The sequence below is a fragment of the Ruegeria sp. AB8 genome (genome assembly GCF_056542605.1).
In genome coordinates this window covers 154315-169551 of sequence record NZ_JBQGAB010000008.1, presented here as the reverse complement: position 1 = coordinate 169551, position 15237 = coordinate 154315, and the positions used below count along the sequence as shown (strand labels likewise).

Below are 15237 nucleotides of genomic sequence, written 5' to 3'. Positions count from 1 at the left end.
AGCACAACAATACATGATAGTAAGGAGGATCGATGGCCGATCCCAAGGTGAGCAGTCTCAGTTCGTTCGTATGGTCAATCGCAGAGATACTTCGCGGTGACTTCAAGCAGTCAGAGTACGGCAAGGTCGTGCTTCCGTTCGTGGTCTTGCGACGCCTCGACTGCATCCTCGCGGACAGCAAGCAAGCAGTACTCGATGCCGAGGCGGGCCTGCCCGAAGGCGTCGATGATGCAACCCGCGACATGGTACTGTTCGGGTCGGTTGGCGGCGACGTGAAGGTGTACAACCTGTCACGCTTCACCTTCGAGACGCTGAAGGGCCAAGATCCGGGTCAGCTCCACGCGAACTTGATTGATTACATCACCAAGTTCTCTGCGAACGTCCGAGACATCTTCCTAGACAAGTTCCTCTTCACCGACCAGCTGAAGCGGCTGAACGACGGCGGCATCCTCTGGAACGTCTTCGAGCGCTTCACGGAGATCGACCTGCACCCCAGCACAGTGTCCAACATCGAGATGGGATATCTGTTTGAGGAACTCATCCGTCGCTTCTCCGAGATCAGTAACGAGACAGCGGGTGAGCACTTCACACCTCGTGAGGTTATCCGCCTCATCGTCGATTTGATGATTGCAAACGACGACACTAAGCTGACCGGGCGAGGCATCATCAGACAAGTGTATGACCCGGCGTGCGGTACTGGTGGTATGCTGGCACTGACCGAGGAAGCGTTGAAGGAGTTCAATCCTTCGATCCGTGTCGAACTCTTCGGGCAGGAACTCAATGGCGAGAGTTATGGCATCTGCAAGTCTGACATGCTTGTCACAGGACATGATCCTGAACAGATCGCGTTCGGCAACACGCTGACACAAGACGCACACAGATCGAAGCGCTTCCACTACATGCTTAGTAATCCACCCTATGGTGTCGATTGGAAGAAGTATCAGGACGCGATTAAGGACGAACACGCGGAACAGGGCCACGAAGGTCGGTTCGGTGCAGGACTGCCGCGCGTATCTGACGGTCAGTTGCTGTTCCTGCAACACATGATAAGCAAGATGCGGGACGACGAAGCCGGATCGCGCATCGGCATTGTCATGAACGGGTCGCCTCTCTTCACCGGTGGCGCTGGTTCAGGTGAGAGCGAGATACGTCGCTGGATGCTTGAGAACGATTGGGTCGAGGCTATCGTCGCACTTCCAACGGACCTCTTCTACAACACCGGCATCCAGACCTACGTGTGGCTTCTGACGAACCGCAAGCCTTCCGCACGTCAGGGCAAGGTGCAGCTAATTGATGCCAGCGGCGAAGCGTTCTGGAAGTCGATGCGCAAGTCACTCGGCTTGAAGCGACGTGAGATACCTGAAGAGGCGCGTCACGAGATCGTGCGTATCTACTCTGCGTTCACTGAGGCGGACGAGGAAGTGTCGAAGGTGTTTGATGCCACGGACTTCGGATACCGCGAAGTGCGCGTCGAACGTCCATTGAAGCTGAACTTCCAAGCTTCGGACGAACGCCTTGCACGCCTTGTGGACCAGAAGGTGTTCATGAAGCTCGATCAGCACGAGCGCGACGCGATTGAAGCCGTATTGCGCGGTATGCCCGATGACCTAATCACAAACCGAACGCGGTTCGACGCTGGCCTGACTCAGACGTTCAGGTCAGCTGGCATCAAGATCAGTGCGCCGGTGAAGAAGGCGATCCTATCTGCGCTCTCAGAACGCGATGAAGAAGCGGACATCTGCACCGACAAGAAGGACAACTCAGAAGCCGACAGTGACCTGCGTGACAACGAACTCGTACCGCTCAGCGAGGACTGGCGGGACTACATCGCACGCGAAGTCACTCCATTTGTACCCGACGCCTGGGTGGATGAGACACATGTCGACGCAAGCGACGGTGAGGTTGGGCGTGTCGGCTACGAGATCAACTTCAACCGGTACTTCTACAAGTACGTGCCACAGCGTCCACTCGAAGCGATCGATGCAGAACTGAAGGCGCTCGAAGCAGAGATTGCTGGATTGTTGAAGGAGGTCGCGGCGTGATTGAGGTCGTCGACAACCATCGCTCCCGCTTCGATCAAGTTCCGGATGATTGGGTGCAGCGCCGGATGAAGTCAGCAGTTGCGCGGTATCAAACTGAGAAGAACTCCGACCCCAATCCGACTGTGTTGTCGTTGACCAAGTCAGGTCTCAAGGTGAAGACCGACCTAGCCTTCGGGAAGTCGACAGAGAACTACATTGGTCATCAAATGGTCAGACAGGGTCAGTTTGTGTTCACTCCCCGAGACTTCGATGCCACGCCGATACTGTGTGGCGTAGGTGAACAGGAGGGGTGTATCAGTAACCTGTATATAGTGTTCGACGTTGCGGAGCACATCGACCCAAGGTTCTTGGAGTATTACTTCTGGGGCTTGAAGCATGGCTTCGACTTCTTCGCGAAGCTGAGCTTCGGTATGCGCTACTCGTTCAATCAAACGCAGTTTGAGCACATCCCACTTATTCATCCAAACCTCGACACTCAGAAGACCATCGCCGACTTCCTCGATCGCGAGACCGCACGCATCGATCAGTTGATTGAGAAGCGTGACCAGTTCGCGGCGCTAGTGATGCAGAGACGAGAAGCCCGGATAGCACGAGCTGTTGTCGGGGATGCTGGCTCAGAAGGGGACGGCGATTGGCTCGCCAGATTACCGGACGATTGGTTAGCTGAGCGTGCGAAGTTCCACTTCAGAGAACGCCAAGAACGGAGTGTCACAGGCGAAGAAGAACTGCTGACAGTGTCGCACATAACGGGTGTCACGCCTCGCTCTCAGAAGGACGTCTATATGTTCCTTGCTGAGAGTAACGAGGGTTACAAGATCGTCCGGCCCGGTGACATAGTGATCAACACAATGTGGGCGTGGATGGGAGCAATGGGCGTTAGTTCTAATGATGGTATCATTAGCCCTTCATACGGCATCTACTTCCCAACTTCCGACAAGCTGCTTCCCGAATACGTAGACCTACTATTGAGGTCCAAGCCGTTCGTTGCAGAAGCCACACGCAGAAGCAAGGGGATCCACTCGTCGCGACTTCGACTGTACCCGGACGCGTTCCTCGACACGTTATTGCCGATACCGCCTCGTGACACTCAGCAAGACATGCTGTCGGAACTGGCAGCACGTGTCTCGACCGAGGAGAAGCTTCTTCACAAGAACGAAGCTGCGAGAACGCTCTTGCTAGAGCTCCGCTCGGCGCTCATCACCTCCGCTGTCACAGGTCAGATCGATGTAACGACTTGGAGCAAACAAGGCAGTACAGACCGTCGCCTCGACCAAATTGAAGTGGAGATGTCCACATGACCAAGCGCCTCTGGCTTGTGCGCCTCGGCCGACATGGTGAGCGCGAGGACGCTGCCCTTGAGAACAACATGCTTGGTATTGGGTTTGGCCTCACTAGCGACCTGTCCGCAGCCAAGGATCGCGACGCCATACTTGAGCATATTGTGTCTGTGCACCCGAACGCGAAGACGGGCACACAGCGCAACTACGCAGCGCAAGTGAACCAGTTTGTCAATCGGATACAAGTTGGTGACATCGTCGTGTCGCCACTCAAGAAGCAAGGCGGCATCGCAATCGCCGAGGTCACCGGGCCGTATGTGCAGGACGGTTCGACCACCGGTCCAATGCGGCCTGTCAAGTGGCTTCGTACTGATGTGCCGCGTGACACGTTCAAACAAGACCTTCTCTACAGCTTCGGTGCGATCCAGACGGTTTGTGAAGTCAGCCGCAACGACGCGTTGAATCGTGTGCTGAACGTAGCCAACGGAGGCACGGACCCTGGGTTTGGCGCTACGCCGGACTTGCCCGTGCCTACAACACCAGCGGACGAGAACGGCGGAGAAGCAAGTACACAAGCCGTCGATCTGTCTGAGATTGCGCGCAATCAGATTGAGGCACGGATATCCAGCATCTTCACTGGACATGAACTCACAGCCCTTGTCGCTGCGATCCTTGAAGCACAAGGGTACGTAACCCACGTGTCACCACCCGGCCCAGACGGCGGCTACGACATCGTTGCGGGACGTGGCGCGCTCGGGTTCGATGCACCGCGCCTCGTTGTGCAAGTCAAGTCGGGCAACATCGTCGTTGATCACCCGACATTGCAGAGCCTCAACGGTCTCATCCAAGATGCAAGCGCAGATCATGGGCTGATCGTGAGCTGGTCGGGCTTCAAGCACACTGTGCGCAAGGAGACGAACCGGCAATACTTCCGTGTTCGGTTCTGGGGGCGCGACGAACTCATCGACGCCTTGTTGAGTGTCTATGATGACTTGCCAGAGGACATCCGTGCAGCGTTGCCACTCAAGCGCATCTGGACGTTGGTGCCAGAAGACGAAGAGGACGCCGTATGACGACTCACTCAGCACAAGCGTCACACAGAGAGTTCGTCGTTCAGCAGCACCTGATTGATGAGTTAGTCAGCGGCGAAGGTTATGTAGAACGCGATCCGCTGGCCGACTACGACCGCAAGCGCGCGATGGACACCGAACTCCTTGTCCAGTTCCTCCGAGCGACGCAAAGCGATGAGTGGGACAAGCTGGTCGCGCAATACTCGACATCTGCGGAAGAGACGCTGTTCAAACAGCTTGATAAGGAACTGAAGGCACGCGGTGCACTGGATGTCTTGCGGAACGGCATCAAGATTGTTCCTGGCATCAAGTTCTCGCTCTGCTTCTTCCGTCCCGCGAGCGCGCTATCACCACAACGGGTCGCTGAGTACGAGGCTAATATCCTCAGTGTGATCAAGGAGGTTGAGTACAGCGAGAAGCACGGCAATCGCATTGACATCGTGCTCTTCGTCAACGGCCTGCCAATCGCAACGCTTGAAGCCAAGAACACGCTGACAGGTACCACGTTCAAGCACGCTGAGAAGCAGTACAAGACAGACAGGTCGCCAGCGGGTGAACCGCTCCTGACGTTCAAGCGAGGTTCACTCGTTCACTTCGCCTTCGACGAAGACAATGTGTCGATGACGACCCGGTTGGCAAACGGCAAAACAAGGTTCCTGCCCTTCAATCGCGGGCGGAACGGCGGCGCAGGCAACCCGGATGTCGATGGTGAGTTCCGCGTTGCGTACCTGTACAAGTCCGGGGACTGGGGCAAGGCGATCTTCTCACGCGAAGTCCTGCTCGACATCATCGGACGCTTCATGCATCTCGAGCGTGACGGGAAGCAGGATGTGATGATCTTCCCGCGCTTCCAGCAACTCTCCGCAGTTCGAAGTTGCATTGCTCACGCAGGCGCGAACGGCACAGGTAACAACTACCTGATCCAACACTCTGCAGGGTCCGGCAAATCGAACACGATCGGCTGGTTAGCGCATCAAGCGATCAACTTGCACGATGAGGCAGACAATGCGGTGTTCAATGCGGCGATCATCGTGACCGACCGCATCGTTCTAGACAGGCAACTTCAGGCTAACGTCGCCCAGTTCGAACAAGTTGCTGGTGTCGTGAAGAAGATTGACGGCACTTCACGTCAACTGAAGGAAGCAATTGAGAAGGGTGCGAGGATAATCGTTACGACGATCCAGAAGTTCTCAACCGAGCACCTCGAGGCGATTACCGGACAGGGCCAACGCAAGTTTGCCGTGATCATCGACGAGGCGCATAGCAGTCAATCTGGCAAGGCGGCGCAAGCAATGGCACAGGCGCTCATACGAGAGGCCGAGAGCAGCGATGACGTCGAGGATATCATCGCTGCGTATCAGCAGAGCCGAGGACCACAATCCAATATCAGCTTCTTCGCGTTCACTGCGACGCCGAAGAACACAACGATGCAGCGCTTCGGTATCGTCGGTCCGGACGGCTTGCCGCATCCGTTCCACACGTACTCAATGCGGCAAGCAATCGAGGAAGGGTTCATCCTCGACGTGCTGCAGAACTACATGACCTACAAGGCCTACTACGAACTCGAGAAGGCCATTGATGATGACCCGGCGCTGAGCAGCCGCAAGGGGCAGCGCAAGGTTGCGCGGTATGCTTCTCTGCACCCAACCGCCATAGGCCAGAAGGTCGAAGTCATTGTCGAACACTTCCGCCGACATGTGATGGACGAGTTGGACGGACAGGCGAAGGCGATGATCGTTACACAGAGCCGCGAGCACGCTGTGCGGTACTACCTCGGTGTGAAGCAGTATATCGCGGATCAGGGATACGATGATCTTCGCGCGCTCGTTGCGTTCTCCGGCGAACTCGAGGTCGATGGTGTGCGCTACACCGAGCCTGATCTGACAGGCTTCGCAGAGAGCGAGCTGCCAGGTCGGTTCAACGGTGTGAAGAAGGACGGCACACTGTACCCTGAGCAGTATCAAATCCTCATTGTCGCTGAGAAGTATCAGACCGGGTTTGACCAACCCAAGCTCTGCGCGATGTATGTCGACAAGAAGTTGGCCGGGTTGCAAGCGGTGCAGACGTTATCACGGTTGAACCGCATTAGACCGCACAAGAAGACGTTCGTGCTCGACTTCCAGAACACAATTGAAGACATCCAGACGGCGTTCAGGCCGTACTACGAGGTCACGTCACTGGAAGCCATGACTGACCCGAACCAAGTCTACGAACTCGAAGGCCGACTGATGACGTTCGGCTACCTCGACAAGCACGAGATCGAACGGTTCGCGACAACGTTCTTCCGGGGCGAGTTGTCAGGCACGGATCGCGCAACCTTGCAAGGCTTGGTCAAGCAAGCGGTTGATCGCTTCGAGGTCGATGACGATGAGGGACGGCAGGAAGAGTTCAGACAACTGTGCCGCAGTTATCTGCGCTTCTACACGTTCATCGCTCAAGTTATCGGCCTCGGCGACACTGACTTGGAGAAGCTGCACGCGTACCTGTCATGGCTGCTCCGCATGCTGCCAGATCGACAGGTTCCGCCCGAGATCGAGATCACTGACGACATGCTCTCATTGCAGAAGTTCAAGATCGAGGAGAAGGAACGTGGCGATGCGTCGTTGTCGCCGGGTGATCATGAAGCGTTGAAGGCGATCGAAGAGTTCGGTGCCAAGCCGTACACGGAAGACGAACAGAAGGAGCTGTCTGAGATCGTTAAGGCGTTCAACGACCGGCACGGCACCGAGTTCACTGAAGCCGACATGATCCGGTTTGAGCAGGTTAACCGAGACATTATGGACGATGATCTAACGGAGATGTTGCGCAATAACCCGCCCGACGTTGTGTTCAACGCCTACTCGCAGGCGTTCTTCGCCAGTGCTGTTCGCATGTTCCAACGAGAGACCGAGATGCGCAACGTTATCATGACGGATCAAGAGGCGCGGGAGAAGGCAATCAGGCACTTCTTCAACCGTGCTATGCGCGAGGCTCGTGATACCGACGCGGCGTAATGCTCTAGCGTTACGTCTAATGGACCACTTCCAAACGAGGCTTGTTCAGCGTTCAGCTGCAGTTATCTGGGCGTGTACATAGTCAAACAAGCAAGGTTAGACATGCACACGTGACAACTGTGACTGCTGCAATGCTGTCCCTCAGTGCGCGCTATGCGTGAGACAACGCATGCACAAGAAGAGGTGCGCGCCTTCGGCGGGATTGGTCGCCAGTCTGGTTCGTTGTCTATAGCCATCGTCAGAGTGCCAAGATGCTATGACCCACAATGCGCTGTTTGTTCGGCTTCCACGCGTGCCCGACCGAGCCTGACCACGTTCGCTGTCTGATCCAACAACGTCTCGGTGCTGGCGATGCGGTGGAAAGAGTGGGCAAGGCTACTGAACACGCGGTGCAAGATCACGACGCCGTTGTCGCCGTGTCGCAGCAAGCCGCATGCCTTCAACTCGTTGATCGCATCGACTGCCTGCTTCCTCGACAGCCGCGTGTGCGCCCACGCCTCAGCCAAGCAAGCATCGGGCTTGCCAGTTTGCGTCGTTACCTTCAGCATCCCGTTCAGGAACAACGTGGCATCGTCGCTGAGGGCTGAGAACGCGCGCAACGCTGCTGCATCCGAGAGACGGATCACTCCGTCGAGATTGCGGTCGGCTTGCTTCTTGCGTTCGGTGCGTGCTGTGCTGCTCTTGGTCATTGCCGCGTCTTCTTCCTTGTCTGTGTTGCCCTAGTGTGCTCGTGTTCGGCTTCCACTTCGCTGAACCGTCTGGCGTCGTCGCGTGCGAACTCACCAAGCAGCAACTCCAACTCAGCGATTCGCGCGTCCTTCTGTGCGATCTGCTCGTCACGTTGGTCGATGCGCCGTTGCAGCCTCTGGTTCTTCGACAAGCGCCGTGCCTTCTTCCGCTTGCTGCCCTGTGTCGTGCCGGGTTCAGATGCGTTGGCGATGCGCGTGCCGTCGACTGTGCCGTCATCGTTCAACAGACTGCCTCGCTCGCGGTGTGCGTCCATCGTCATCGCCGCACTGCTCACCATCCCCGCTGGCATCTGACCGAGATGGGCCGGGTGCACCACTGGCACGTCATCTTCGGGCAACACGACAAGGCCAAGCTGCAACAACTGCGCCAAGCCAGCCGCTGCCTGCTCATGCGTCCACTCTGGTCGGCCGCAGAGCGTATCGAACAGCCGCTGCGCATCGTCGGGCCAGCCGTTCAACGCGCCGTGCTGCATCAACTGTTCCATCGTTGGCCTGTGAGGGTTCATCGCATCCACCAACCTGCCGAGCGAGAAGTCAGGCGGCGCAACGCTGCGTGTCGGCACCAGCGTGACGTGGTTGCGTCCGTGGTCCAGATCAGTGCGGACGTGCTCGGCGTTCACCACCTTCTGCCCATCTTCCACGGTAACGCCGTGCGCTCGGTCCCGTCGGCCTGCGAACGACAATAGCTTCACCATCCCAAGCATCGCCGCAGTGGCCGCGTCGGTCGTCTGCATTAGCACCATGTTGACTGCGAACTCGGACAGCATCACGGGGTGGAATCGCGGCGCTCCATGGTCCTCCGTGATGTTCGGGTTGCCGTTGCCGTCGAAGCTGACGGACGGCTCGAAGGTCAATACGCCGATCCGTTGGTTCAGGCTCGCCACGTGGTCCAGCCAGCCGGGTTCACCTATCAGATGTAAGGGGTGGTTACTTGACGTAGGACAAGAGTAGCTACGTGAAGTAGCCACCCCCTCGGGGTCTGCCCGATATGAACCTAGTGACCGCTTCTTCATTGGGCCAAGTCCCTGGGGCCGGGCTGCGCATGCGGCTCAGCGACCCTAGGCTCCAACTGACCTACTGCCTGACAGGCTGCATCGACCGTGGCAAGCACGTATCCCGGTCGCCCTGAAGCCTTGTCGCTAAGCGCGCCTAGCAACGCTTCTACTGCCGTTCTGGGCTCGCGCGCTCGCAGCAACGTGCAACAGAACGCGAAGTCAGCGACGGAGCGATCTTCAGCGTGCTCATCCATCAACTCAGAGTGCAGCATGCGGACGGCTTGCGGCACTTGATCGGCTGTGATGCCGCTCTCTAACTTCAATCCCGTTCGTTGGATGGTAGGTGCAGCTTCGGACTTGCCGACAGCGCTCGTAGCGAGTTCGAGCAACGCTCTACAAGCTGTGAACTTGGCTCGGCGCTGGATCACCAACGGCGGCGGCGAAGGGAACCTACACGGCTTCGAGCAAGTGGTCGCGGGCATATGCAGGCTTGCACCAATATGCGCGCTGTTCCGGTCACCTTCGACCCGATCAGCCAACCAACGAGCCGCCGCCTTGTGAACTTCGGGAGGATGACTACGACCGGGCAGCGTGAAGACGAGGTGGTGTCGACCGGGTGAAGTCTCGTGTACCACGGCGGGCCGAACGCCGTCGAAGGCGAGGCGGTTCAATGCCTCGTCCAGCGGTGTGTCATCCAAGTCCAGAAGAACGTGGGACAGCGCGCCAACCGGCAACATTAATACTTCCCGGCCATAGCGAGACTGCTCGGTTATGGTTGAGAGAAGTGACCGCCTGGCACGCTTGCCCTGTGGATGCGTGTTCGCCACCATCTTGTGTAGGAGATCGTGCGGAGAGACGGTCTCGTCGAAGTGGCATCGGCTTCGATTTGTGATGCCTGTTCTTCGACCGCGCTTGTCGGTCTGTTCTTCTGTCCACCGACTGACAACCCGGATGCGCCATGCTTCAGCCGGTAGCGCCTTGAACAATTGGTCGAGTAGATAGGAGTGGTGTCGGGCCATCAGACTACTACCAACAGTGAACGCGCCTGCACCCAATCCCCAAGGGGCGGCTTCTTCTGTGCCCACGGTTTCATCATGTAATCTCGTCGTACACGTGCCGCCAAGTGACGCCGTTCAGGATGTTGCTGATGGTCGTTGCGCTGACTCGGAACTGATCAGCGATGCGTGCCTGCGTCATGACGCCCGCCAGTCGATGCACCTCTCGCACGTCATTGTCGGTCAATCGGGCGTTGGGAGCGCGTTCGCCAATCGGAGCGGTTCCCTGCTCGTATCGGTCAAGCGCGTTGTCTTGCCTGCTGCCCGACAAGAGGTGGTCTGGGTTCACGCACGCTCGAATGTTGCAAGTATGTCGCGTGTCCCACTGGTCGCTCATGTCGAGTTCATCTCGCACGGCGACGAGGAAGCGAGCGACCCGCATCTTGCTGTAGTTCACACCAATCTGCGGCCTGTCGTTGCTGTGATTGCCACCGCTGACGAACAGACAGCCGCGGGCATCGGAGTGCGAGTAGCGCGCGACAATTTTGTCGAGCAACACTCGATCTTCAGGATGGGCTTCGAACGTAGCCAAGCGAGCTGCGAGCGGGTTCATTGGCCCACCTCAAGATCGGACGGCTCACATGCCCGATTACTGATCCAAGCCTCGACGTCATTGAGCCTGAACCGCCATGTTCGGTCGCTGATCTTGTGTACCCTTGGACCACGCCCTTGGCGTACGAGGCGACCCAGTGAGCCTCGTGCGATACCGATCCTCGCCGCAGCTTGGGCCGTCGTTAGCCAAGCGGCACTATTTGTTGATGTCGACACGATACCGCGCCTCCTGCTTGGATGACGCGGCCACAGCTGATGCCGTCTTGGTCCGACTTCGCATGATACCAGGGGCCCATGGCTCCCTGAGATCAGCTTGGCAAACTGGGCGCATTGGGTCAAGCAATATTGCACAATATGTTGTGCTGAATGAGTTGTGCTGGACCACAATGCACAACATGGTGTGCATCTGCATGTCTGTACAGTCACTCGGCTGCATGCATCCGCTTCACTACGTCCGTCGCGCGTAGTCGTGCATATCGCTCAAGCAGCACGCCTGCATCACGATGACCGGTCAACACTTGCACTTCAGCTACCGACCAACCGTCGAGCAGTTTGTCAGTTGCTGCTTGCGCACGCAGATCATGCAGTCGGATGTCGTCAACGTCAGCACGCAAGCGCAACCGTTGCCACGCCAGCCGTACCGCGTTTGTCGTCATCGGCAGAACGCGTTCGTCGTCACGAGGTAACTCGGCAAGAACGGCAACCGCACGTGGCGACAGCGGCACTAGCCTTGAGTGTCCGTTCTTGGTCCTCCTTAGCAGGACGGTGCAAGCATCAAGATCGACATATCGCCACTCCATCGAGAGGAGTTCGCCACGCCGCATCGCGGTCTCTCTAGCCAGTATCAAGAGAGGCTGCATCAATTGGTTCCGGCACTCATCAGCGGCTTGTAGAAGCCGTTGCCACTCATCATCCGTCAATCTGCGTTCACGCTTGTCATCGACGCGAGGGCGCTTCACTTGTCGAACTATATTGCGTCTTGGCTCCTCGCGGAGAGTGTCACCAACCGCACGGTCGATTGCTGTCTGCATAAGAGAGAGTTCCCGAACGACGGTTGAAGGCTTGGCGTGTCGCAACCGCCTATCACGCCACTTCGACAGGTCAGACACAGTGATTGCTTCGACGCGTAGCGTAGCGATCTTGCTGCGAGTCAGGGCGTGCAGCCGCCAATGCTCGCTCGGCATGTCGCTTGAGAGTTGGAGAAGTGCGTCGGAGAGTGTCATTGCTTGCAGCGCGTCGGTTTGCTTCTGCGCACGCGTTGGCAAGATGCCACCAACAGCATCCGCTTCCGCCTCAACTATATTGCCCCACTTCAATGCCTCACTTCGCTTGCAGAACGACTTGCTTGCCGTCCTCCCGTCACGTCTGACGATGCACTGCCACTTGCTTCCGCGCTTCCTGATCGTTGCCATCTCGCTTGCTCCTTAGGTGGGCAACGCGGAGCTGCGAGTGACGAGAGAGTGACAGACGAGTGCACGACAGTTCGTGCTGAGGGGAGCAACTGCAGAAGATGCGTGTCACATCAAGCAGTTGATCTGGTCGGAGTGAGAGGATTCGAACCTCCGACCCCTGCCTCCCGAAGACAGTGCTCTACCAGGCTGAGCTACACTCCGACCGTGGCGGGTGATCTATACCCGGTGAACTGGATGCGCAAGGGGGATTCTAAGTTGGTCGTTCGGAAAAATACTCGAAAAAAACCGGTAAAAAACTTCGTTTGAACAATTCACCTGTCGGACAGATAGCATCAGGTCAGTGGATCCGTGCGATACAGGCGAATCTTTGTTCCGCCATGGTCCACTATGGGACCCGGTGGCAACAGCGGCAGCCGGGTTGCGCGAGCCAGCGACTGGCTGCTGGTTACAATGCCGACTCTCCAGCCGGCAAATCGTGACATCAGCACTTTTCCCATGCTGCCATAAAGGGACCGCAACCGCTTTTCATCGCCGATCCTGCCGCCATATGGCGGATTGACTATGACCAATCCCGACGGTCCTTCATGTGCTTTGATGTCGCTGATTGCGCGGTGCTGAAACCGCGTAATCTGCGTGACGCCGGCGCGTGATGCGTTGGAGGATGCGGCCTCGACCGCCCCAGCGTTTCGATCAGATCCGTGGAACGTCGGAACGGAATCGTGCGGAGGAGCGGGCTGGCGCAGTTTTTCCCATTCGTCGGCGCGGAAAGTCGCAAGCTTTTCAAAGGCAAAGTGCCGCGACCGCCCCGGTGCCAATCCCAAGGCCACTTCGGCCGCTTCGATGACAAAAGTGCCTGAGCCGCACATCGGGTCCAAAACGGGTTCTGTCCCGTCAAATCCGCATTCCCGCAGGAACATGGCCGCCATGGTTTCCCGCATGGGGGCCTTTGCAATCGCTGGTTTGTGGCCGCGCTTGTGCAGCGGATCGCCTGAACTGTCGATCGAGATTGTGCAAATGTCCCTTTCGATCCGCAGCAACACACGTATGTCCGCGTCCGAGGAGATCGGAGCCCCAAGAGTTTCCGAGATCGCTCTTTCGACGCGCTGTCGGGCCGCTCCGGCATGATAAATGCGTGACTTTCGGCTGGTAGCTTCAACCCGGACGGGGAGATCGGGCAGCAGGACGTCAGCCCAGGGAAATTTGCGGGCCCGTTTGTCGAGCTGCGCCAGGTGGATGGCCGGGAAGCTGCCGATCCGCACCAGAACTTTATTGGCGCCTCGAAGGACAAGATTGGCGCGCCATACCTCGGCCCAGTTGCCACGGCAACTGACGCCGCCCGGCACTTTGCGCGCGTCTGCGAATCCTTGTTCCAGCGCCTCGGCGCAAAGCGGCGCTTCAAGGCCCGGAGTGGCAACCAAAAAGATGTCAAGATCGTCGGAAGTGTTCATATCGGCTGCTTACACCGGAAGAACGGGCAGGGCGATATCCTATTTTTTGGACTTGTTCCCAAAAAACACAGGTTTGTTTCGGTATTGTGACCTGAGAACTTTAATTTAGGCGGTAACAGGTTTGCGTTTGTGGTATTCCCCGCGTAAAGGGACCGGGACCGAAGTTATGCTTACGGAATTCAACCGGTTTCTGGCGCTTTTGCGACAATAATCGTATGAATATCCGCGCTATCCTGTGCCAACCTGATTAAGGTCGGTGATAGCGGGCGCAAATAAGAGGCTTGGAAGAACGTAGCAACATGCAAACTTTCAAACTTAAAAAAGGGTTGGATCTGCCGATAGCGGGGGCGCCCGAACAGAAGATTCAGCCGGGGCCCGAGTTTTCGACGGTTGCCGTTCTGGGCAGGGACTTTGTGGGGCTCAAGCCCAAGATGCTGGTTCAGGAAGGTGAAGTAGTACAGCGCGGCGCGCCGCTGTTCTGCCACAAGGATGCGCCTGATGCGATGATGGTCGCACCGCTCAGCGGTAAGGTCATTGCCATCAATCGCGGCGCCCGGCGCGTGCTCCAAAGCGTCGTGATCGAGGTTTCGGATGTCAACGACACCGGCATCGATTTCTCGGGCACGGGTAACACGGACAGCGCCAAAGGTGTTGCGGCAAAGCTTTGCGCCGCAGGTCTTTGGACCGCATTCCGAACCCGCCCGTATTCGAAGATGCCTGAACCGGGCACCAGACCCGCAGCGATCTTCGTAACCGCGATGGACAGTGATCCGCTGGCAGCGGATGCAGCACTGATCATCGCCGATGCCGGTGATGCCTTTGCCGCCGGGCTCGGCGCGATTTCACACCTGACGGACGGCAAAACCTATCTGTGCCACAAGGATGGTGACACCTTGCCCGGCACCGAATTGCCCGGGGTTGAAGCGGCGGGTTTTTCCGGACCGCACCCCGCAGGCCTGGCCGGAACGCATATCCATTTCCTCGAGCCGCTGGCAGGGGACAAGCGTGTCTGGACGATCGGCTATCAGGATGTGATCGCCATTGGCCGTCTGATGCAGACCGGCCATTTGGACCCGAATATTGTAATTGCGCTGTCAGGTCCCGGGGCACGTCAACCGCGCCTGATCCGCACGGTCATGGGCGCATCGACCGATGATCTGACCCGTGACGAGGTCAATGTTGACGGCAGCGCCCGGATCATTTCCGGGTCGATCCTGTCCGGTCAGCACGCCGAGGGTCCGACCGCCTATCTGGGCCGCTTTGCGCGTCAGATTACAATCATTCGCGAAGACGCGGACCAGATCCCGATGGGCTGGATCCGACCGATGCCCTCGAAATTCGCGGTGCAGCCTGTATTGGGCTCGGCCTTTGCCAAAAAGCTGTACGCGCTGACGTCGAACCTGAACGGCGGTCGCCGGGCCATGGTTCCTACCGGCACGTTCGAAGAGTTGATGCCGCAGGATTACCTGCCGACCCAATTGTTGCGTGCTTTGCTGGTGATGGATACTGACACCGCACAGGCGCTGGGTGCGCTGGAGCTGGACGAAGAGGACCTTGGCCTTGTCGGCTTTGCCTGTCCGGCGAAATATGAATATGGGCTGGCGCTGCGCGACTGCCTGACCAAGATTGAAAAGGAGGGCTGAT

General features: G+C 57.7%; 12 protein-coding genes and 1 tRNA gene. 5 read left to right on the top strand and 8 right to left on the bottom strand.

Translation table 11 applies throughout. From position 1 onward, the window contains the following. The first annotated feature begins 32 nt into the window (after positions 1 to 32). Genes ACR0CG_RS10525 through ACR0CG_RS10510 form a run of 4 tightly spaced genes read left to right on the top strand, consistent with a single transcriptional unit; the run spans position 33 to position 7382 of the window. A complete protein-coding gene (locus ACR0CG_RS10525; protein ID WP_480524668.1) occupies positions 33 to 2042 on the top strand; it encodes a type I restriction-modification system subunit M in 2010 nt (669 codons plus the stop codon). Beyond that, positions 2039 to 3340, top strand: a complete 1302-nt coding sequence (locus ACR0CG_RS10520; protein WP_480524666.1) for a restriction endonuclease subunit S — start codon at positions 2039 to 2041, stop codon at positions 3338 to 3340. Before ACR0CG_RS10525 ends, ACR0CG_RS10520 begins: the two co-directional genes overlap by 4 nt. Then, a complete protein-coding gene (locus tag ACR0CG_RS10515) occupies positions 3337 to 4392 on the top strand; it encodes a restriction endonuclease (protein ID WP_480524664.1) in 1056 nt (351 codons plus the stop codon). Before ACR0CG_RS10520 ends, ACR0CG_RS10515 begins: the two co-directional genes overlap by 4 nt. Further along, a complete protein-coding gene (locus tag ACR0CG_RS10510) occupies positions 4389 to 7382 on the top strand; it encodes a type I restriction endonuclease subunit R (protein WP_480524662.1) in 2994 nt (997 codons plus the stop codon). Before ACR0CG_RS10515 ends, ACR0CG_RS10510 begins: the two co-directional genes overlap by 4 nt. 254 nt (positions 7383 to 7636) lie before the next feature. Here the strand turns inward: ACR0CG_RS10510 and ACR0CG_RS10505 are convergent, their stop codons facing one another. The 8 genes from ACR0CG_RS10505 to ACR0CG_RS10470 form a co-directional block, all read right to left on the bottom strand. After that, complete coding sequence (locus tag ACR0CG_RS10505) at positions 7637 to 8071, bottom strand: hypothetical protein (protein ID WP_480524660.1); 435 nt, start codon at positions 8069 to 8071, stop codon at positions 7637 to 7639. Beyond that, complete coding sequence (locus tag ACR0CG_RS10500; protein WP_480524659.1) at positions 8068 to 9015, bottom strand: ABC transporter C-terminal domain-containing protein; 948 nt, start codon at positions 9013 to 9015, stop codon at positions 8068 to 8070. The genes ACR0CG_RS10505 and ACR0CG_RS10500 overlap by 4 nt, the downstream gene beginning before the upstream one ends. Positions 9016 to 9140: 125 nt before the next feature. Then, complete coding sequence (locus ACR0CG_RS10495) at positions 9141 to 10145, bottom strand: DNA-primase RepB domain-containing protein (RefSeq protein WP_480524657.1); 1005 nt, start codon at positions 10143 to 10145, stop codon at positions 9141 to 9143. Positions 10146 to 10218: 73 nt separating this feature from the next. Continuing rightward, on the bottom strand, positions 10219 to 10734 hold the full coding sequence (locus tag ACR0CG_RS10490; protein WP_480524655.1) for a hypothetical protein: 516 nt from the start codon (positions 10732 to 10734) through the stop codon (positions 10219 to 10221). Further along, positions 10731 to 10949: a helix-turn-helix transcriptional regulator gene (locus ACR0CG_RS10485; protein WP_480524653.1), complete on the bottom strand. Its 219-nt coding sequence runs from the start codon at positions 10947 to 10949 to the stop codon at positions 10731 to 10733. Before ACR0CG_RS10485 ends, ACR0CG_RS10490 begins: the two co-directional genes overlap by 4 nt. Before the next feature lie 206 nt (positions 10950 to 11155). Further along, positions 11156 to 12145 carry a tyrosine-type recombinase/integrase gene (locus ACR0CG_RS10480; RefSeq protein ID WP_480524651.1) on the bottom strand — a complete coding sequence of 330 codons (990 nt, stop codon included), beginning with the start codon at positions 12143 to 12145 and terminating at the stop codon, positions 11156 to 11158. 124 nt (positions 12146 to 12269) lie between these two features. Next, positions 12270 to 12346, bottom strand: a tRNA-Pro gene (locus ACR0CG_RS10475). Positions 12347 to 12477: 131 nt separating this feature from the next. After that, positions 12478 to 13593: a THUMP domain-containing class I SAM-dependent RNA methyltransferase gene (locus ACR0CG_RS10470; protein WP_480524649.1), complete on the bottom strand. Its 1116-nt coding sequence runs from the start codon at positions 13591 to 13593 to the stop codon at positions 12478 to 12480. 299 nt (positions 13594 to 13892) lie between these two features. On the opposite strand from ACR0CG_RS10470, the gene ACR0CG_RS10465 reads away from it, so the two are divergent. Further along, the gene (locus ACR0CG_RS10465) at positions 13893 to 15236 is read left to right on the top strand and encodes a Na(+)-translocating NADH-quinone reductase subunit A (protein WP_480524648.1); all 1344 of its coding nucleotides are present in this window, start codon (positions 13893 to 13895) and stop codon (positions 15234 to 15236) included. Position 15237: the final 1 nt, after the last annotated feature.

Bases quoted from the DNA above. Each gene is read 5' to 3' on its own strand.
- ACR0CG_RS10480 (WP_480524651.1), bottom strand. From the start codon at position 12,145: ATGGCAACGATCAGGAAGCGCGGAAGCAAGTGGCAGTGCATCGTCAGA.
- ACR0CG_RS10495 (WP_480524657.1), bottom strand. From the start codon at position 10,145: ATGGCCCGACACCACTCCTATCTACTCGACCAATTGTTCAAGGCGCTA.
- ACR0CG_RS10510 (WP_480524662.1), top strand. From the start codon at position 4,389: ATGACGACTCACTCAGCACAAGCGTCACACAGAGAGTTCGTCGTTCAG.
- ACR0CG_RS10490 (WP_480524655.1), bottom strand. From the start codon at position 10,734: ATGAACCCGCTCGCAGCTCGCTTGGCTACGTTCGAAGCCCATCCTGAA.
- ACR0CG_RS10465 (WP_480524648.1), top strand. From the start codon at position 13,893: ATGCAAACTTTCAAACTTAAAAAAGGGTTGGATCTGCCGATAGCGGGG.
- ACR0CG_RS10515 (WP_480524664.1), top strand. From the start codon at position 3,337: ATGACCAAGCGCCTCTGGCTTGTGCGCCTCGGCCGACATGGTGAGCGC.
- ACR0CG_RS10470 (WP_480524649.1), bottom strand. From the start codon at position 13,593: ATGAACACTTCCGACGATCTTGACATCTTTTTGGTTGCCACTCCGGGC.
- ACR0CG_RS10505 (WP_480524660.1), bottom strand. From the start codon at position 8,071: ATGACCAAGAGCAGCACAGCACGCACCGAACGCAAGAAGCAAGCCGAC.
- ACR0CG_RS10525 (WP_480524668.1), top strand. From the start codon at position 33: ATGGCCGATCCCAAGGTGAGCAGTCTCAGTTCGTTCGTATGGTCAATC.